Genomic DNA, 19,463 nt, shown 5'->3' on the forward strand with positions numbered 1-19,463 from the left:
TCCAAAAAATTAAACAATATTTATAATTAAATTAATATTGTATAAATGCAAATACAAGCAACCACAGATGCTTCTTGAGCTAGAAACTTATTCGATTGGATTTAAAAGCTTTTTAGTATGCAAAAAAATTGCTGTCCTTAAATCAAATCTAATTGCATTAGATTCCCTTCAGAGAAACCGAGGCTGGAGTAAACTGGTTTGCCCAATGGCGAGGCGTTAAGAACCACCCGCGTGCAAGCGATCGCTTTTAAATATTCAATTGCTCTATTAGTTAAGGATTTGGCAATTCCTTGTCTGCGGTAAGATTGTTCGACATAAACGCCCCAAATATATCCAAACTTGCGATATTCATCTTTTAAAACATTCGGGTATAAACCTGCAAACGGTTGACAACTTACAGAACCCACAACTGTATTATCAATCTCTGCAATAAAAGCCTTATAAAATAAATCTCGATGCGCTTCTTCTATAAATTGGAGGGTAATATTCTGCCACTCCAGAATAATATTACTCTCATCAACACCAATATCTAGCCACATTTGGTAAAAGTGTTTTGCAATCAGTGAGTCTTCTTTGGTAGTAGCTTCTCTGATAGTTATATGTTTTTCTGTCAGCATAATTTCTAACAAATTTTTGGAACTCACAAATAACTCCTCCCCAAAGTTGGAGAGGAGTTTGTTAGCATCAGCTAAAAACTAGCAGTTTCACAGATGCCGATCTCAGACTTTCTGTGCAGTTACTTCCTCTGGCTTTTCTTGTCTTTGCAACGCAGAATACAACCTATTCAGCGCATTTACATAAGCTTGTGCAGATGCCACTATGATATCTGTGTTCGCTGCATGACCAGAAAACACTTTAGATTCATAACGTAAACGAATTGTTACTTCGCCAATGGCATCAATACCTGCTGTTACTGACTGCACAGAAAACTCAATCAATTCGTTGGGCACATTCACCACCCGATTGATGGCTTTGTAAACTGCATCCACTGGCCCAGTACCGATCGCAGCATCGGTTAATTCTTCACCTTCTGGGGTACGCAGGGTAACTGTAGCAGTAGGACGGGCGTTGCTACCGCAGGAAACTTGTACCAACTCTACCCGGAACAAATCGGGTGCTTGTTGAATTTCATCGTTAACGATTGCTTCCAAATCCCAATCAGAAATATCTTTCTTTTTATCTGCTACTTCTTTGAATCTAACGAAGGCTTTATTTAGCTCACTATCCGACAGTTCAAAACCCAATTCTTTCAATCGAGTGCGGAAAGCATTTCTCCCTGAATGTTTGCCCAAAACTATTTGATTGTCTGTTAAGCCAATCAATTGGGCATCCATAATTTCGTAAGTGAGCTTGTTTTTTAGGACACCATCTTGGTGAATCCCAGACTCATGAGCAAAGGCATTCGCCCCAACGATCGCTTTATTTGGTTGTACCAACATTCCCGTCAAATTAGAAACTAAGCGTGAGGTTTTATAAATTTGTCGGGTGTCGATATTTGTCAGGGATTCTTGAGATTCTTCTGGTCTTCCCAAAAAGGGATTAAAATATTGCCGCCGCACGTGCAACGCCATTACTAATTCTTCTAGTGAGGCATTGCCGGCACGTTCACCAATACCATTGATCGTACATTCTAGTTGCCTTGCGCCATTTTTTACGGCTTCTAAGAAGTTAGCAACTGCCAAGCCTAAATCATTATGACCGTGAACGGAAATAATCGCTTGGTCGATGTTGGGGACATTTTCAATAATGCCTTTAATTATGGCTCCAAATTCGCTTGGGGTGGTGTAACCCACGGTATCGGGAATGTTAACTGTTGTTGCACCAGCTGCGATCGTTCGCTCTAACACTTGGTACAAAAATTCTGGATCTGAACGAGCCGCATCCATCGGCGAAAATTCGACATCTGTCATGAAGGATTTAGCATAAGCTACCATTTCTTCGGCGATCGCTAACACCTCTGCCCGTGACTTCCGTAACTGATACTCTAAATGAATATCAGAAGTCGAAATAAATGTGTGAATTCTGCCCTTTACGGCTGGTTTTAATGCTTCTGCGGCCGCTTCAATATCTGCTTTAATCGCTCTTGCCAAACTGCAAATTACCGGACCATTTTCTGTCCCCACAATTTGGGCAATCTTGCTGACTGCTTCAAAATCTCCGGGACTGGCAAAGGCAAAGCCTGCCTCAATTATATCCACACCCAGACGCGCTAGTTGCTTGGCAATAACTAGCTTTTCGTCTATATTCAGAGTCGCTCCCGGACACTGCTCTCCATCTCGCAGTGTAGTATCAAAAATGATAATTCGATCTGTTTTGTTTGTCATTTGCGGTTTGTTGTTTAATTTTTACTTGTGGCTCAATATATCTTCAACCTTAGTTTTTCTTTTACTCTTACCTTTGTAAATAATTGCTAAGGCTATTAACCTTCAGTTTTTTCTATTTGATCTCTGATATCATTTAAATCTATATATCTATCAGTAGCGTTCCGTAGTTCTCTAGCGATCATTCCTTCTGTTGATACTACCGTAATATGTGTATTTTTTGAGCGTAATAGTTCGATTGCTCGTTCAAAATCTCCATCACCACTGAATAATACTACTCGGTCATACTGGTCTACTGTATTAAACATATCTACAACAATTTCAATATCTAAATTCGCTTTTTGCGAGTAACGACCAGAAGTATCATCATAATATTCTTTAAGGATTTTAGTTCGGACTGTATATCCTAGACTAATTAGAGCATCTCTAAAACCTCGTTGATCTTGTGGGTCTTTTAAGCCAGTGTACCAGAATGCATTAATTAATGTTGTTTCTGATTGCTCATGTTTAAAGTATTCTAAGACTCGCCGTGGGTCAAAAAACCACCCATTTTTTTGTTGAGCATAGAACATATTGTTTCCGTCTACAAAAATAGACAGACGATTCATTGGAGAACCCATACAAATTTACACCTAATAATATATATGAATTTAGATGGAACAATAGATTATAGCAATTTTCAAATAGCAAGTTTGCTAATATCTATAAAGTAGCTCTTCATCTATAGCTTTTATCCTACCTCTTTCAAGGCATAACAACGGATGCAACATTGGAGTTGAGATGCTGGGTGCTAAACCTTATTCACCTCCAGCACTGCAAGAGCTACCTTCTGATCAAAATCTACCAATAAAATTGAACCAGTAACAGCATTTATCGCTGTATAACATTAAAGTTTACTCCTAAAGAGGTATAGCATAAGCTTAGGGTAGGATATAAGTTTATGCCTATCTATAGGTAGAGCTTTCAGTATCAGGACATGCTTTCTGGGAGTACCAATATTGCGCCAAAGACAGAAGACGGCCTTGGGACAGCTTCTGGTAAAACACCCAGTTAGGAGCGTACCTGTTGGTTAGGTTAGGATCAAATCTCGCCGCAACCAATTAGCAGAGGCGAAATAGATCCGGCTCTGATCTGTGAGACAATCACTAGTTGTAACTCACTTAACAGAAAAACAATAATTTAGGCAGTACCTGAGTAGGAATCTCTTGGGGGCTAGCTCTGCCAATAAAGGTTTGTTGATGAATAGAAGATACTTTACAAATGTATAAGATTATCATTTAAGTCTTATTTCAATGTGCTTGCACTAAAACGTGGTCTGAATAAATAAAAGTGTTGGACTTAAATCAATCAGTAACACGATATGGCAGAAGAACCTACATCTACCTTAACTAAAAACTATGTCTCTGCTGCCAATAGACTGTCAAGTAAACCGACAAAAGTAACGTCAACAGCATCAGCTCGCCAGTCTAGATGGATGATTCACTTAGGTCATCTCCTCGCTGGAGCTTGCGTAATGGGTGCAGCATTGCTGAGTGCTTCTGGTGGCGAATCGGTTAAATTGATGGAAAATAAGGCGCTTTCTGGCTTTTTTCAACTGCGTGGGCCGATTGTGCCTCCAGAAGACATCGTAATTTTAGCAATAGACGATCAGTCAATATCAGTTCCCGAACAGTACTATAAAACAAATCCAAAACAGTATGCCTACCTAGAAACACTGAAATCTTATCCTTATAAACGTGCTGCATACTCCCAGATAATTAAAAAGTTAATTAAAGCAGGTGTCCGCTCTGTAGCGATAGATGTAGTTTTTGACACGCCGAGTAGTTATGGAGTTACTGACGATCGCCAATTCCAGGCAGTATTGCAAAAATATGGCAGTAAAGTTACCTTAGCGGCCGTCTACGAAAATTCTCAGACGCACCAAGGGACTTTTACACAACTGACAGACCCACAACAGATGTTTCGTACAGGGTCAGTTTCTATTGGCTCAGTTAATTTCCCCGTAGAGGTGGATGGTAAAGTTCATCGATTGGCGAGTGAGTTTTCTAAGTCGTTGGGTGAAGATAATTTGATCGAGAAGCTACCCTCTTTTGATGAAGCAGTACTCAGGACAGCACGAGTAAATTATCCGCGACCAAAAGGCGATCGCATTTATTTTTGGGGTTCTGCGGGTACATTTGAGCAAATACCCTTTTGGCACGTACTCGACCCGGAAAATTGGAATACCTATTTGCAGCAGGGAAAGGTCTTCAAAGACAAGATAGTGCTGATTGGTGCGACAGATAAGTTAAATAATGATTATTATCCAGTCGCTGCTAGCAACAGCGCTAAACCGATGTCGGGCGTGGAAATTCATGCCAATGCGATCGCAACTTTGATGTTAGGGAAAGCGATCGCTCCAGGAATTAACACTCCACCATTGCAGGGTTTGTTTGTGCTAGTTCTAGTTGGCAGTGCAGCCTTGATGATTAGCAGACACAAGCGTAGCATCAATAGATTTTTATATAGCCTCGCCCTATCTGGCGCTTGGTTAGGAATTAGCTATGGGTTATTTGTCTATGGTCAATTAATTTTTCCTACGATTGTACCAATGATTGCGATCGCCATGACCGGACTTTCCTACCTGGGAACCTCAGTCATGAGAGAAAGCATCAGAAAACGTCAATTAGTAAACATTTTCCAGAAGTATCAAACATCTCCCGTTGTTCAAGAGATTATCAGTCAACAATATGACTTGCAATACTTAATCCAGCAACGAGATTTAGCCTTATCAGGAAAAGTCTTGGCTCGACGCTACAAAATTGTCAAAGTTCTCGGTTCCGGTGGATTCAGCGAAACCTACATTGCCGAAGATACCCAACGTCCTGGGAGTCCGCGATGTGTTGTCAAGCAACTAAAACCAGCCAGCACTAAACCAGAAGCCTTGCAACTTGCCAGACGTTTATTTCACTCAGAGGCGCAAACCCTAGAAAAATTAGGAACACACGATCAGATCCCTCAACTTTTGGCGTATTTTGAAGAAGATGAAGAATTTTATCTAGTGCAAGAACAGATAATTGGTCATACTTTAAATCAGGAATTGCCACCAGGTAGAGCAATTGATGAAATTGCCGCGATCAAAATTGTCAGAGACTTATTGCAAACATTAACATTTGTTCATCAAAATAATGTGATTCATCGGGATATTAAGCCCAGTAATATTATCCGGCGACACTCAGATGGAAAACTGGTATTGATTGACTTTGGAGCCGTCAAAGAAGTCAGCACAAAACAGCTTGATACTGAAGAGCAAACCCCCTTTACCATTGGCATTGGAACTCAGGGTTACGCACCCAGCGAACAATGTTTTGGCCGTCCCCAATACAGTAGTGACATCTATGCAGTGGGTATGGTTGGGATTAGAGCCTTGACTGGTGTAGCACCCCGTGAGCTAGATAGAGATGCTGATGGAGAGATAAAATGGAGTGATGCCTACGGCGGTAAACTACGCTCTCAGGTAAGCCGCTCCGTTGCTAATATTCTCAGTAAAATGGTGCTGGATGACTTCAAACACCGATATCAGTCTGCATCAGAGGCTCTTGAGGATCTGAAAGCTTTTGACAATGTGGTAAATTCCCACAGAGGATACCCAATGCTAGGGGATGACTCATTAACAAATACTTTAGACCAATTAAACGCTCCCACAAAATCTTGCTCAGAGGTATCCTCAGAAACTTCTTGAGAAGCACACGGGGACACGGGAAGAAAAATCTATAAAGAAGGCAGTTTTCTTCCTGCCTCCTGCCCCCTTCACTCATTCCTGCACCTGATTTAACGAAAAAAATTCTTCTCCTACCGTAGGGTGAATACCTATTATTTCATCCAAGTCTTCCTTGATAATGCCCTTGCGAATTGCCACACCCAGACTTTGAATGATATCTGCTGCGTGTTCACCCACCAGATGAGCGCCCAAAACTTGCCCAGAATCGCCATTTAAAACTAACTTCATAGTGGTTGGCTGATTCTGTTCGGTTAACTGATACAAAAGTGGTTGGAATTGGGTGCAGTAGCATTGTACAGATTCACCAAATTTTTCCCGTGCCTTCGCCTCCGTCATCCCCACACCAGCCGCTTCTGGACGGCAAAAAACAGCAGAGGGCACATAATCATAATCCAGTTTTTGCACCTTGTTGCCAAAAATTGTATTGGCAAAAGCAATACCTTCTGCCTTCGCCACGGGAGACAATTGCACTCGGCTGGTGCAGTCACCCACAGCAAAAATATTTTCTTGGGTGGTGCGGCTGTATTCATCTACTTTGATTGCACCATGTTCGCCAAGTTCAACATGGGCATTTTCTAAACCAAGATTCTTGGTATTTGGAGCGTAACCTGTGGCAACCAAGATCGTATCTGCTGTAATGATTTGTCGCTTCTTACCAGTAATAGTTAATAACAAACTCTCATCAGAGTATTTGATTTCTTGAACAGTACTACTAGTCAATAACTTAATTCCGCGTTTGCTCAAACCTTGTTGTACCGCAGAGCGAATGTCATCATCAAACCCTGATAAAATCATCTCGTCTTTTTCAATCACCGTCACCTGGCAACCGAAAGCGTGCATCATGCTGGAAAATTCTACGCCAATGTAGCCACCGCCAATAATTGCTAAACGTTTCGGTAGATAAGGTAACTGAAACATCTCGCGGGATGTAATGGCATATTCTATACCTGGGATTTTGGGCTTGAGGGGTTGCCCTCCCACAGCAATTAAAATTTTGTCGGCTGTAACTTTAAGTCCATTGATATCGACAGTATGAGCATCGATGAAAGTGGCACGATCGCAAATTAGTTCAATTCCAGCTTTCTGTAATTGCTGAAAGTAAGTCTGGTTGAGGGTGTCAAGATGCTGATGTACTGACTTAATGAATAATGTCCAGTCAAAATATGTTTGGTACTCACTCCATCCATAACTGGGGGCTATTTGCTTTTGTAGGGCGAAGTCAGCAGCGTAGACAATCAGTTTTTTGGGAATGCAACCGCGATTTACACAGGTTCCACCGATGGATTCTTGTTCGGCAATAGCAACACGAACACCGTAACTAGCTGCTTTTTTAGCTGCTGCCAATCCACCAGGCCCAGCACCAATGACAAACAGGTTGTAATCAAATGCCATAAAAATCTGTTCCTTTTTTACTTTCTGGAAAGCAGAGCTATTTCATTCCTTATAGTTATTCAGACAAAACTTAATCTACTGTCTTTGGGTGGACAAGTTTGGATGGAACCATTCTGATATGTAGCAAATTGCCGCTTTGCTTGCAATTAGATTGAAAAGGAATAGCGTAGGCGCAGCCCAACCTAGGCATCGCTAGAATACTGCTAAGTTATATTACATTATCTTGTAAAAAAATATCTTGCCTAGTTTTGGTGGATATGCGATCGCGCAGCGTCTCGTAGAGAGCGTCGGGCAGTTTTCCTCCTGCCTCCTGCCTTCTGCCTTCCTTGATAAATAAATTATCCCATCTTGTCGGGTGGGCAACATCAGCGCCTATGATTACAGTGAATCAAGGAAAATTTGCATCTCCTCTGCATCTCGTGTCATTCCCAAGAGCTTAAAACCATCAATAGCCTTAATTGACAATTGGTAGGCTTTCTCTGCACTTCCCCACTTTTTCTCCCAACGGGCAAGAGAACGCCGATAGCGAGCCAAACGTCGCTTGTTGTGAGTCGTTTCAGCAACAGTCAAGCCTTGAATTAATAGCTTTTGAGCTTCGTCGCGATCGCCTTGTTCAATTGCAATATCGGCCAGCCAATTTTGAGCAGAATTGATCACCCGATGCCAACTAATTTTTTCTGCACTTTTCATCACCTCTTGAAAGAGCTTCTTTGCTGAAAGATATTCACCTTCTAAATAAAGGATTTCAGCCTGATGATAAAGAACAGGAATAAAATAGCGGATATGCTGTCGCTCTTCTAGATTCGCCTCGATCACCAATCTTTCTTCTTCCGTTAGCCAGTGGCGTGCATCTTGATAATCCTTCTGTCTAATTTGCAGCCTAGCCATACTTTCGGCTAAGTCAGCCTGAACACATAAATCTGCATGATCACGCAAAATCCACGTCCGTCGCAAAATTTTATCTGCTTCTTTCAGACTCACAGAGGAACACTCTCGAATTAGTAGCCAGCTTTTGCGGACGATGATTTTTACAAAACAAGACCATTCACCACGCCGTTCTGATTGTTCTATGAGCCATTGCAGCCAAAAGCGATCGTCCCAATAGGCATAGAGATTTGCATAGTGGCTTAAGAGAAGCCATAAATCTCTAACTGCTTCATAGTGTTCTTTGTCTTCACACCAATGAAGTACTGCTCGCAGATTTCCTTCTTCTGGTTCTAACTTATTGTAGTGTATCCATTTTTCCCAATCTTCTCCGGCATAATTGTGGGCAAAATCCAGATACCATCTCACCCAACGCCTTCGTGCTTCTCTCTCAAAATCTGGGTAAGCGGCTAATTCTGCTAAGGCATATTCACGAGTCAGAGATAGCATATCAAACCGCTTAGTCTCTGGGTTGAGATTCACCAAGGAAAGTTGCTGCAAACGCGCCAAGCCATTATTTACAACATCAGGAGCGGCTGTTAGCCCAGCAACCTCAGCCACAGCTGCGAGTATGGCAGAGTCAGGAAAAATCGCCAGTGACATGAGTAACTTGTGCGGTGGCTGTCCCTTGATTCCTTGTACTGATTGCTCAAAGCAAAAACGAGCCACATCACCTGTAGCCGAGGTTAATCGATTCAATACCGAGTTTAGGGAGTAGCCACCGGATAATTGACCAAGCGAATATACGATCGCCAGAGGGATGCCGCCAGTGTGAGCGTAGAGTTGCTCAGAGTCTTCATCGTTGATGCTTATACCTTTTTCTTCTGCTTGTTGTCGAATCAACTGCAAACCATCATCTGGAGGTAAGTTTCGCAAACGGATTGGCAGCAAGGCAATTTGTTCGCGGCTAGTAATTATTACTTTGATGCAAATGGGTAAATTATATAAAAACTCAATAACCTCATTTCTGTCCTCTATAGTTTCCATATTGTCCACAATCAACAGTGTTCTCCGTTTTGAGAGAATTTGGCGAACACGATCAAATTGGTCATTGGGAGGAGATTGAAGAATTGTCGGGTCGTCTAAAGCATTAGCAATTTCTCGAAAGATATCGCGTAGATTACGCTGTCCCTGTTGCCGCCACAAGATACTATTAGTGGGAATAAGTTCTTGCTGTTTAGCTGAAGTGAAAATAATCGCATCAAATTTGGGTGCGTCAGAAGAGTTTTCGTTACTAGCTTTTAAGCATAGGTAAGCAGCTGCTAATACCAGCGCCGTTTTACCTACGCCACCAATGCCATGTACTGTGATCATGTGAGCGCCATGCACTGACGAAAGGCGTTCTAATAGCTTTTTCATATCTGCCTCCCGACCAATAAATTGGGTGTAAGTCGGTGCTGGCAAATTGTGGGGGATGTCACGGCGTTGGATAGCAGCTACAACAGACCCTCTACGATAACCATGTCTTTCCAAAACGTAGACAAGATTGCTGGACTTAACACTTTTATTTGCTTCTCCTGTCAAAACTTCAATATCCCGATAGATATTGCTTAACCCTGCTCTGACAGCAGCGTTTTCTTTGTGCAAATCTTGACCAATCTTTTTCAAGCTGTACCCACAGAGTAGCCCAAGTAACAGGTCTTTCCTAGTACTTTGTCTGTAACGCTTTTGCAGCGTAACCTCCAAATTCGTCAGTAGTCGGTCTATCTCCCAGTCCTGCAAAATCTTGCGATTCCAACTTTTAGGTAAATTCCAATCTTCTGACTGACCTGGCATAAATATTACCCAATAAATTCGTCATCAATGTGGCGTTAGCAACATTTTAACGAACAAAAGTTTGACAAATTAGTAACATTTTTTTAACAGTGTTAACTCCTGTCTTAAATTTAACCAGTAAGCTAATTTGTAAGTTTATTTTTGTCTCTAGTACGTAGAGGCTGCCGACCATATCGACTTGTAAGCTCTAAAACTTTGCCTGATGATTTTTTCACCAATTACCCAATAAAAGTATGAAAAATAAAACACTTAACGTTCTAAACCTCTTATTGGGACTAAAACAATCCCGACGTTATTTTCCAGAAGAAAAACAAGTCTGTGTATTCAATAAACGTCCCATATTATACCGAGGCTTTTCACCAAACTCTGCACAAGAATCAATCAATGAACTCCAAGAGCGACTGCAAGCTCAGGGTTTTCTCTCAACTATTAGTGGTAAATTTGACTTAGAAACAGAAGAGGCTGTAATTAAATTTCAGAAAGCTAATAATCTTCAGGTAGATGGGATAGTTGGGCCACTAAGTTGGTCTTGCCTTTTCTACCCCAAGCTTTACCGCAATCAAAAAAGTATGTCTCCAAAGTTACATGATGCAGTTAAAGAACTGCAAATTATTCTCAATGAAGAAGGATTTTTTAAAAAAGAACCTGACGGGTATTTTAGTCGTGAAACTGAGAGAGGCGTTAAACGCTTTCAAAGAATTTATGGACTGAAAGATGATGGTATTGTTGGAGCTGCAACTTGGGCTGTACTTTTGGGGATGCGACAAAAAATAGACAACAACAGCTTTCTCCAGTTAGTTTATTTTCTACCACCTCAATCCTGGTTTTTATGGGAGCAGTTTTTAATGATCTCGTTCATTATGCTGGGTATTTATTATAGCCCCATACCAGGAGATGAACCTAAATGGAATACAGCCTTAGCAACTGCTTATGGGCTTACCTGTATAGTGCCTTTTCTCTTGGAGTGTTTACCTTTGAAGCCATCGAAGCAGACTAGCTTACCGCTTTTACAATACGCTCCTTATGTGCTAACTGGTATATTTTGGAAACCAATTATCAATTTCATGGGGGGATTATTTAATTAAGCATTCGGTAGTTGAATAAATGATGAGCGATGTCTAATTTTCGGGTTGTGCTTGTAAAAAATTGCGATCGCTTCGGGCTGGTATGCGATCGCACATCAAAAATCAAACAAAGGCGGGTGCGGGGTTTGAACCCGCTAATCCCCACAATGGTGGAGACATAACCGATAACCTTAATTCTTCGGCCCCGAGAGGCAAGTTGCGAACAAGGATAACCCGCCATGAAATATGAAGGATAAAGTGTTTCATCCTTTACCCTTCAGCAATATCTACAACTCACCCGTAGCTAGCATCTGGATAATCCGAGGCGTACCTGGGTCGAACCCTGCTAAATCCCAAGATAGCGAATCTTGAGGATCTACCAAAGTAATTTGGTAAGGTGTCAAGGTGACATACACCGCCTTGATGTTTGGATTTACCTTTTTGCGGTACTCCTTCAGTGCTTGACTTGGATGCTTATACCCGGCCCAGCTTTCCGAGTCAGTCCAGAAGCAGACTACATCAGCTTTGAACTTATTCTTAATCATCCAGTCGTAAGCTACAGACGCATCTGTTCCACCGAAGTTTTGGTTGCTAGCTTTGCGAACCGCAGAACTAAAACTATCTTTGGCACTGATACCTAATTCACGAAATTCGGTAGAAAAGCCGCGAATCATATAGTTTTTCTCTGCTTTTGCTGTCACTAGTGCCATTGTGGTGGCAATTTCACAACAACTCAGCCCCATATCTGCAACCAAGCTACCCATAGAACTAGAAACATCCACGGCGTGCATAAAAACTTTACCTGTGGGTTGCACAACATCAAAAGACAGTTCAACTGCCTTTTCTAAAATGTCCACAATCCGAGGAACTGGATTCCAAGTTTTCTTACTGCGTCCTAATGTTCCACCAGATTTATAAGTCTTAAGTGCTTTCAAAACATCAATCGGATGGATGCGACCTTTACGCAGATGTTCCTTGTTGTTGAGAACTGCTTCCACTCGTAGCAAATTGGCGCTTTCATCGGCTCGCAATACACTTAGTTCAGTTAAAGAACCAAGGTTACGTAACATTGCACTTATTGGCATTTCCTGAAATAGCAACTGCCAAGCTTGCTGATCCATTTTGCCCACAGGTGCAGCCATCTCGTGGGTTAAGCGTCCTTGGGAAATAGCTTCATGGGTTTGGGTGGGATTCCGCTTAAGCCACTCGTACCACCAAATCTGCGCTAACGCCTCTGAGGGAATGTCTGTTGGCAATTCTTCCCAGCCTCTAACTACCCACTCAAATAGTTGACGGTGATTTTCTGTAGGCGGTTTGACATGGAACAACCGCAAAGCATCTCGGTGGGAGAAGCCTTGACGCTGTTGATATTTCAACAGTTGATAAGCTAAACCCTTGACATCTTCCCTTGAGAGCCAAGTTCTACCAGCTTCCCGCACGACTTTACCAAATCCCCGCAGAGATTTTGTGTAGTTGAGCCATTCGTAGAAGTGGCTACCAGTGCGGACAACTTGCGAGAAGATTTCACCAAATGCCTGTTTTGCTTCTGGTGTTTCACCCATCGACAGCAGCACCAAAGCTAAGATAGGCGCACTGTTATTAATGGCGCGTCCATCGCTAGCATACAAAATTTCTTCCGCTACACGACCGGGATTTTCGGCAACAGCTTGTCTGACAACTGTCACAAAATCCTCAGTTAATTCCTGTTTACCAGCGTAGTAAGTGCTTTTTGCTGTACCAACCAAAAGACAGCGACGCAGCATTTTCCAAATGCCAGCATCAAACATCCAGCCGCCGGAGCGTCCCTGAACCATTTCTGCTTCTCGTCCGGGGATAGGCTGATTTTGGGGTGTTTTAGTCTTATTTTTAGTGAAAAAATTGTAATTCATCGCTTCATCTCCCGGCCCTCGCGGGCAAAAATGAAAGGTGGCGGAGCAGGACTTGAACCTGCGACCTCTCGAACCCTATTCGATAACCCTAATTCGTCGGCCTTTGCAGGCAAGGGGTGAAAAAAGATGTTTAGCGCTCTACCTCTGAGCTACCCGCCACATAAAAATTAAAAGTTTCAGCACTAGATTTGGTGTAGTGGAGCGGGAATTGAACCCGCGACCTCCCGCTTGGCAGGCGATAACCCTCGATTCGTCGGCCTTTTCAGGCAAGGGGTGAATAAGGATATTTAGGCGCTCTATCCACTGAGCTACCCACCACATATAAAGTTATTAGTTAAACATTTAAAATTCGTGACTCAGTACTGAATTTGGTGTAGCGAAGTAGGATTTTTACCTACACCTCCAGAAGTTTGATCGAGGGTGTTTAAGTTATATACGATAACCCTTGATACTTCGGCCCTTCCGGGCAAGGTGGGCACTCTGTCATTTGAGCTATCCGCTACTGGCGCAAGTTAACTCTCTGGTGAAAGTTGACTTGTATTATTAATGTAGTACATGTATTATCTGTTGTCAAGGGACTGACGATTTAAATTTATAGATTTGTTGGTTGAGTTAAAAGCCTTCTTTTTTCTCTGGGTAAAAACTTTTGTGCGTAGTTTACCGCCGTAGGCATCGCAGACCAATAAGAGAAGTTCCAGTTTCAATAGGCTATAACACCTACAAGGTAAAGGTTTTGCCGGCAAGTTTGCCGCAACTTTGCCAAAAAATACAAAAAAGTGTCACAATTTTTGCCAATATATATAATATTATTTCCACAAATTCACTTGGCAAAAATCGGCATGAGTGAAAAACCCATAGAAGACAACGGCAAGGCTTTTCTCGTTCTACTTTTGCCCATCTCGTTTTTGATTATTTTCCTGGTTGCTACCTGGAGGATTTTGCTAGCGCTAATTGTGCTGGGAATTGGCTTCAAGATTTGGCAGGAATATCAATGGCAACAGTGGACTATACGAGTTAACCCAATTTTTCATCAGTTGGTTCGAGAAAATCAGGGCAGACTTACGCCTATGGATTTGGCAATCAAGGGCAATTTTCCCGGAACAACGGCAAAACGCTACTTGGATGGTAAAGCCTCGGAATTTGGTGCCAGTATAGTGAATTCCGAAGAAGCGGGCCAGTCTTATTACTTTATAACTGCCAGCATTCTCGGCAATATTCTTGACAGTAGTGAGCCTGTCAAAGAACTTCCGGCTCAACCAGTTACTAAAACTGCGCGATCGCTCCTAGCACCACCACCAACAACACTTGAGGAGGAAGAAACAGAAACCGAATCAATACCACAGCCAACCCTAACCCATGAGGAAGCTAAACGATCGCTGGAAAAACAGTTAATTTTTGGCTCTCTGATCCAATCTGAACTTGCCAAACGACTAAATGTCTATTCCAGCACGGTTTATAAACGACGAAACGATCCAGAGTTTCCTGAATGGAGTCGCAGTAAAGACCCTGATGGTATTGCCTGGTCATACTCAGAAAAAACTAAAGAGTTTTTCCCAGTAGAAGAGGAATAAGAAGGCAAAAGTTAAAAGGCAAAAGGCAAAAGTAAGAATTTTAAAGGTTTACTTTTTATTTTTTACTTCTAAGCCCACAGCTTCTTTGATGGAATTGAATCCGCTTTGTTCTAGTAGGACAAGTAAACCTTCTAGAATCCGGCGTACCATCAGTGGGCCTTCGTAAATCCAGCCGGTATAAACCTGGATCAAGCTAGCACCAGCAGTAATTTTTTCCCAAGCATCCTCTGGGGAAAAAATGCCACCAACGCCAATAATTGGGATTTCTCCTTGGGTTTGCTGCCAAATAAAACGAATTACCTCAGTGGAGTGATCGCGCAATGGTTCACCGCTAATTCCGCCAGCTTCTTCTTGAGGTGATTTGCCAGTTTGGTTAATTACCTGGGTTTTGAGTCCATCACGGCGGATGGTGGTATTGGTGGCGATAATTCCCGCCAAATTGTAGGTTTTAGCCAAAGAAATAATGTCAGCGATCGCTTCCCATTCTAAATCTGGCGCTATCTTGACAAAAATAGGTTTATGTGAAGTATTTTCTTGTTGCAACAAATTCAAGATGGCACTGAGCATAGAAGCATCTTGGAGCGATCGCAACCCCGGCGTATTCGGGGAAGAGACATTAACAACAAAATAATCTCCCAAATCCTTGAGTAAGCGAAAACTATCGAGATAATCTTGTGCGGCTTCTTCTAGGGGAGTTACCTTAGATTTACCCAAATTTATCCCTATGGGTATTAAGTGGGTTGACTCCTGTTTTTCCTTTGTCAAACGGGCCGCCATTGCTGCTGCACCGAGATTGTTAAAGCCCATACGATTGAGAGCAGCTTTATCCAAGGGCAAACGAAACAAACGGGGATGCGGATTTCCTGGTTGTGCGTGAAAAGTTACAGTTCCTAGTTCTGCAAAACCAAAACCCAGATTAGACCAAATACCAGCAGCGACTCCATCCTTGTCAAACCCAGCTGCTAATCCTACGGGATTTGGGAAATTTAGCCCAAACAAATTTTGTTCTAGGCGTGAATCGTACAGACATAAAGATTTTTGTAGGCGTTGGTTTGTCCAACTAGTAGGGGTTTGTGATAGCCAGCTAAAACTACGAATCGTCTGCTGGTGTAACCATTCCGGGTCTGTTTTTACCACATTGAACAAAAGCGGACTAATTGCAAATTTATAAATATCCATTAGCTTTGATTTTTGGAAGTAGCGCAGATCATTCCTTTTGAGATTGTCTAATTCTCTCGCGGACTAGCTGCTCAAATTGATCCATTGAAGTTATTTCAATACCAGGTTCATTTTGTAGTCTGTCCATGTACGTTTGGAAAGCGGCCTGGTCTTGTGGATGTTTTTTCACGTAGTCTCTTAATTGTTCTCTGCTCATTGCAGCAAGATTTCTATCGGTCATAAAAACCTCACTTTCCCGTTCAGAAGGCTGTCGTCAACTCACGCGCAATTCATCTCAAAACTGAATCCGTAGGGTTCAGTGTTAGCCTTCTTGCTGTTTAAGGTAAATTACTTAATCTGACGCAAACTAAGAAAAATTCAACGGTTTGTTTTGCTATAGGTACTTGTGGGTACATAACCGCCTATTAAGCTGTTCTGGTTCAATATTAAACACTTATGGCGATATTACTCAGGGTGGTTTTCTGGGCATCTTATATATTACAAGTTATGTTAACCAATAAATCAGATGGGGCAGCCGCAAAAACCTATAGCCGCCGAACAGCAGATCCTCTCTTTGGGGCGCGTCCTCCAGAGCCTCAGAGAAGAAGATGATGTTGACGTTCTGATTGAAACTACTATTTCTTATCTTAAAGAACAGTTTGACTACAAACTGATTTGGATTGCTCTTTACGATCGCCTGAATCACATATTATTCGGCAAAGGCGGTATTTCACCGGATCGTGACACAAGCTTTTTATACCAAAAGGTTGTTCTCAGTCCTGGGGATTTATTAGAGCAAGTGGTGATTGAACAGCATCCCTTGGGCATAGCTGATTTACAAACTGAAATTCGCGCCGCCGAATGGCGCAAAATCGCTGAAAAATTGCAGATCCAAGGAACGATTCTTTTACCAATTCGCTATAAAGACCGTTGCTTAGGTTTGCTGTTACTGGGTTCAGAACGCTGGGGCTATTTACTGACAGGGGAAGCAAAAGCACGTTTGATGATGGTTTTAGGTGAATTGGGGGCATTGCTTTATCAACAGGAGATACATAAGCAGCAAAAACAAACCAAGCGAACCGATGAGCCATTATTAGAATTGCTTGAAAATTTACGCACCCTGAATAACCTTAATCAAAGGCTGGAAGCAGGGGTGCAAGCAACTCATAAATTTATTTCTCCTAGCCGGACAAATGTTTACTGGTTTGAGCGGGAAGGACGCTACTTTTGGTGTCGGATGAGCAATCAGCTTGTCAAAATCGATCGCAATTCCAGCACTCAGCAAGCTGCGGGAATGACTGTACAAGACTTGAGTGACTTTTATTATGCTTTAGCAGTGAACCAAATTGTTTCAATTGGTGATGCCCGCAGTTCTTTGAAAAGCCATTTTACGGCAAAATTACTGCAAAAGCTGAAAGTGCGATCGCTCCTGGCCGCTCCAATAATCTGGCAAAAGAACTTACTCGGTTTTCTGGCGGTGGAAAGCAATGAACCTCGAATCTGGACGGAGGCAGACAAAAATTTTGTTCAGGGTGTGGCTGGTTTAATATCCCTGATTGCACCTAACGAAAGTATGGAAAGCACTATTAAACAGATTCAAGAAGATGCCCAACTGACTAGTCAAGTTGCCCAAGGTATCTATAGCGAACATGACCTTCAGGAAACCTTACACAGCTGTGCTAAAAAAGTTTTAGCTCGACTAACAGCCACCCGTTTTTTACTGTTGCAGTACGATCCTGAACAGAATAATTATCAATTTATTTACCAAAGTCAGCCTCAAAATCGCCGACCATTGACATTTAGCCTGAATATTCTCAAAGAATTAGATGGACAGCTTTTGCAACGTTCAACGGAAGCCGTCGAGATTGAGAATTTAGATGAAGATTTACGCTTTTTTAACTGGCGGCCTTCTTTACTAGAAAGTGGAGTGCGATCGCTACTTATTTGTAAATGCACTAACGGTACTATCCCAGCAGCACTTTTGGTCATCACTCACGAAACCTATCGTTCTTGGACAACTCTCGAAAAAGAGTTACTGTGGGCTGTTAGTCAACAGATAGGCGTGATTGTTCGTCAGTGGCAATTACACAACCGCACTACCCAGCAGCAAAAAACTTCCCAGGCCTTTGAGCAATGCTTAAATATCTTGACGCAAACCCAGAACAGCAAAGTCGAGGTCAATAAAAAGCATTTAGAACATACAGCACTCGAACAAATAGCATCAATTCTGGGTTGTCCCCTAGCGTTACTGCTATCTTGGTCGCCCGGTGAAAATTTTGCAGAAATTATTCCTGGAGTGATTGAAAATAGTCAATTTGGGATTTTTTCCGATGCCTCTATTCCTATCCAGTCTGAAGCCTTAATTCAGTGGGCACTGGTTACGGAGAACTACCTAACTTTGAAGGTGGATAATTTACCCTCGGAAACTCGAAAATGGTTGAATACTCCAGATAAAGGTCAAATTTTGGTGATGGGATTACGCACCAATGCCGATTATGAAATCACAGGTGTAGTGTTATTAGCAGACTATCAAGAGCGTCGCTGGTCACAACAAAACCTGAATGCGATCGCAACTCTAATTTCTCAATTAGCTTGGTGGCGTCGTCAAAAGCAAATTAACCGACTTTTAGAATCCACAACAGAGGAATTACGACAACTCAACTGGTACAAACATCGTCGTCTAGAGGAAATCCAAAGAATAACGGCACTATCCCTGAAACAAATACATGATTTGGGTACTCCTGCGAATGAACTGACTCAGATGCGCTACCAGCTATTGCTAAGACAATTAGACCACACAGCCACCTCCATGAGTGGAATGCTAAAACTTGAGAACTGGCAGCTACATATCAGTTGGGAAACTATGCCCATAGCTAGTTTACTGAAGCGATCGCTCGAACGCATCGACAATTTACTCAAACAACAAAAGCTGTGGATTGGTGTACATGGCTTGGGACAAACAATTGAGGAGCAAGAATCAGCAAAGAATTCTCCATTAGCCAGAGGCGTTCCTTCTTCTAGCTCTCAATCTGCAATGGCGATCGCTGGTGATATTGTCAAAATTGAATTAGTTATCCATGAATTATTGGTTACTGCCTGTAACCGTTCTCCAATTGGTGGCAGAATTGACATTTGGTGTCGTCGTTTAGATGCGTCAAAACCCTCGGAGGCAAAGTATTCTTCTACAAGTGGAGGGGGTCAACAGACATCGCTGGAACTGTCGATTACATACAACGGTGCGATCGAACCACAGCTACTAACAGAACTACATGACAATACACTCAAAGATGTGCTTGCTCCCACCAACCTCGACCAACCCCCAGCTTTACATCTGCTAATCTGCCAAAACCTCATGCAGGAGTTAGGAGGAGAGTTGAATTTTTATCAATTACCAGATAATCGGGTAGTTAGCCGCTTGCTGTTGCCGTTAATTGGTCATGATTCTTAGTATTTTTTTCAAAATCTCTCTTTACTTAAAAAAGTTACTCGGAAGCCGAAGCAAATTACCTACAGTAGCATATACCCAAAAAATAAGTCTCACGATAGATTGACATAACATTTGTTCTCCGAAAGTATTCTCCCTTCATAGCAAACTGGTTATAATTATC

The 19,463-nt window shown here is 42.1% G+C and carries 13 protein-coding genes and 2 tRNA genes; 5 read left to right on the forward strand and 10 right to left on the reverse strand.

The window, feature by feature from the left end; all coding sequences use genetic code 11:
* Positions 1–137 precede the first annotated feature (137 nt).
* From GJB62_RS26605 to GJB62_RS26615, 3 genes are all read right to left on the reverse strand, one after another.
* Positions 138–644: a GNAT family N-acetyltransferase gene (locus GJB62_RS26605; RefSeq protein WP_309472834.1), complete on the reverse strand. Its 507-nt coding sequence runs from the start codon at positions 642–644 to the stop codon at positions 138–140.
* A gap of 75 nt (positions 645–719) precedes the next feature.
* Entirely contained in the window at positions 720–2,324 is a 1,605-nt protein-coding gene (locus tag GJB62_RS26610; RefSeq protein WP_114085893.1) for a 2-isopropylmalate synthase, read from the reverse strand.
* Positions 2,325–2,419: 95 nt separating this feature from the next.
* The gene (locus tag GJB62_RS26615) at positions 2,420–2,941 is read right to left on the reverse strand and encodes an NYN domain-containing protein (protein WP_041565194.1); all 522 of its coding nucleotides are present in this window, start codon (positions 2,939–2,941) and stop codon (positions 2,420–2,422) included.
* A 740-nt stretch (positions 2,942–3,681) separates the two neighbouring features.
* Here GJB62_RS26615 and GJB62_RS26620 point away from each other — a divergent pair.
* Positions 3,682–6,042 (forward strand): CHASE2 domain-containing serine/threonine-protein kinase, encoded by a 2,361-nt coding sequence (locus tag GJB62_RS26620; protein WP_159402588.1) that lies wholly within the window; start codon positions 3,682–3,684, stop codon positions 6,040–6,042.
* Between the two features lie 72 nt (positions 6,043–6,114).
* On the opposite strand, the gene gorA is transcribed toward GJB62_RS26620, so the two are convergent.
* Positions 6,115–7,473, reverse strand: coding sequence for a glutathione-disulfide reductase (gorA, locus tag GJB62_RS26625; protein ID WP_114085894.1), 1,359 nt, complete (start codon positions 7,471–7,473; stop codon positions 6,115–6,117).
* Between the two features lie 378 nt (positions 7,474–7,851).
* A complete protein-coding gene (locus tag GJB62_RS26630; RefSeq protein WP_114085895.1) occupies positions 7,852–10,173 on the reverse strand; it encodes an NB-ARC domain-containing protein in 2,322 nt (773 codons plus the stop codon).
* Between the two features lie 233 nt (positions 10,174–10,406).
* Here GJB62_RS26630 and GJB62_RS26635 point away from each other — a divergent pair, with 233 nt between their 5' ends.
* Together GJB62_RS26635 and GJB62_RS38090 are read left to right on the forward strand one after the other, a co-directional pair.
* Complete coding sequence (locus GJB62_RS26635) at positions 10,407–11,258, forward strand: peptidoglycan-binding protein (protein WP_114085896.1); 852 nt, start codon at positions 10,407–10,409, stop codon at positions 11,256–11,258.
* Positions 11,259–11,287: 29 nt separating this feature from the next.
* Positions 11,288–11,419, forward strand: coding sequence for a hypothetical protein (locus tag GJB62_RS38090; RefSeq protein WP_258551503.1), 132 nt, complete (start codon positions 11,288–11,290; stop codon positions 11,417–11,419).
* Between the two features lie 105 nt (positions 11,420–11,524).
* Here GJB62_RS38090 and GJB62_RS26640 read toward each other — a convergent pair whose 3' ends face one another.
* The 3 genes from GJB62_RS26640 to GJB62_RS26650 form a co-directional block, all read right to left on the reverse strand.
* The gene (locus tag GJB62_RS26640) at positions 11,525–13,126 is read right to left on the reverse strand and encodes a TROVE domain-containing protein (RefSeq protein WP_114085897.1); all 1,602 of its coding nucleotides are present in this window, start codon (positions 13,124–13,126) and stop codon (positions 11,525–11,527) included.
* Positions 13,127–13,163: 37 nt separating this feature from the next.
* Positions 13,164–13,285 (reverse strand) — tRNA-OTHER (locus GJB62_RS26645).
* A 30-nt stretch (positions 13,286–13,315) separates the two neighbouring features.
* Positions 13,316–13,445, reverse strand: a tRNA-OTHER gene (locus GJB62_RS26650).
* Between the two features lie 520 nt (positions 13,446–13,965).
* Here GJB62_RS26650 and GJB62_RS26655 point away from each other — a divergent pair.
* The gene (locus GJB62_RS26655) at positions 13,966–14,697 is read left to right on the forward strand and encodes a hypothetical protein (protein WP_114085898.1); all 732 of its coding nucleotides are present in this window, start codon (positions 13,966–13,968) and stop codon (positions 14,695–14,697) included.
* A gap of 48 nt (positions 14,698–14,745) precedes the next feature.
* Here the strand turns inward: GJB62_RS26655 and GJB62_RS26660 are convergent, their stop codons facing one another.
* Together GJB62_RS26660 and GJB62_RS26665 are read right to left on the reverse strand one after the other, a co-directional pair.
* The gene (locus tag GJB62_RS26660) at positions 14,746–15,876 is read right to left on the reverse strand and encodes a quinone-dependent dihydroorotate dehydrogenase (protein ID WP_114085899.1); all 1,131 of its coding nucleotides are present in this window, start codon (positions 15,874–15,876) and stop codon (positions 14,746–14,748) included.
* Positions 15,877–15,904: 28 nt separating this feature from the next.
* The gene (locus GJB62_RS26665; RefSeq protein WP_114085900.1) at positions 15,905–16,096 is read right to left on the reverse strand and encodes a hypothetical protein; all 192 of its coding nucleotides are present in this window, start codon (positions 16,094–16,096) and stop codon (positions 15,905–15,907) included.
* A 285-nt stretch (positions 16,097–16,381) separates the two neighbouring features.
* Here GJB62_RS26665 and GJB62_RS26670 point away from each other — a divergent pair, with 285 nt between their 5' ends.
* A complete protein-coding gene (locus GJB62_RS26670; RefSeq protein WP_114085901.1) occupies positions 16,382–19,303 on the forward strand; it encodes a GAF domain-containing protein in 2,922 nt (973 codons plus the stop codon).
* The last annotated feature ends 160 nt before the right edge of the window (positions 19,304–19,463 follow it).

It is taken from the genome of Nostoc sp. ATCC 53789, assembly GCF_009873495.1.
GTDB classification, from domain to species: Bacteria; Cyanobacteriota; Cyanobacteriia; order Cyanobacteriales; family Nostocaceae; genus Nostoc; species Nostoc muscorum_A.

Excerpts from the sequence above, each read along its gene's own strand:
- GJB62_RS26635 (WP_114085896.1), top strand. The coding sequence starts at position 10,407 with ATGAAAAATAAAACACTTAACGTTCTAAACCTCTTATTGGGACTAAAA.
- GJB62_RS38090 (WP_258551503.1), top strand. The coding sequence starts at position 11,288 with ATGTCTAATTTTCGGGTTGTGCTTGTAAAAAATTGCGATCGCTTCGGG.
- GJB62_RS26655 (WP_114085898.1), top strand. The coding sequence starts at position 13,966 with ATGAGTGAAAAACCCATAGAAGACAACGGCAAGGCTTTTCTCGTTCTA.
- GJB62_RS26665 (WP_114085900.1), bottom strand. The coding sequence starts at position 16,096 with ATGACCGATAGAAATCTTGCTGCAATGAGCAGAGAACAATTAAGAGAC.
- GJB62_RS26620 (WP_159402588.1), top strand. The coding sequence starts at position 3,682 with ATGGCAGAAGAACCTACATCTACCTTAACTAAAAACTATGTCTCTGCT.
- gorA (WP_114085894.1), bottom strand. The coding sequence starts at position 7,473 with ATGGCATTTGATTACAACCTGTTTGTCATTGGTGCTGGGCCTGGTGGA.
- GJB62_RS26670 (WP_114085901.1), top strand. The coding sequence starts at position 16,382 with ATGGGGCAGCCGCAAAAACCTATAGCCGCCGAACAGCAGATCCTCTCT.
- GJB62_RS26615 (WP_041565194.1), bottom strand. The coding sequence starts at position 2,941 with ATGGGTTCTCCAATGAATCGTCTGTCTATTTTTGTAGACGGAAACAAT.
- GJB62_RS26660 (WP_114085899.1), bottom strand. The coding sequence starts at position 15,876 with ATGGATATTTATAAATTTGCAATTAGTCCGCTTTTGTTCAATGTGGTA.
- GJB62_RS26640 (WP_114085897.1), bottom strand. The coding sequence starts at position 13,126 with ATGAATTACAATTTTTTCACTAAAAATAAGACTAAAACACCCCAAAAT.
- GJB62_RS26630 (WP_114085895.1), bottom strand. The coding sequence starts at position 10,173 with ATGCCAGGTCAGTCAGAAGATTGGAATTTACCTAAAAGTTGGAATCGC.
- GJB62_RS26610 (WP_114085893.1), bottom strand. The coding sequence starts at position 2,324 with ATGACAAACAAAACAGATCGAATTATCATTTTTGATACTACACTGCGA.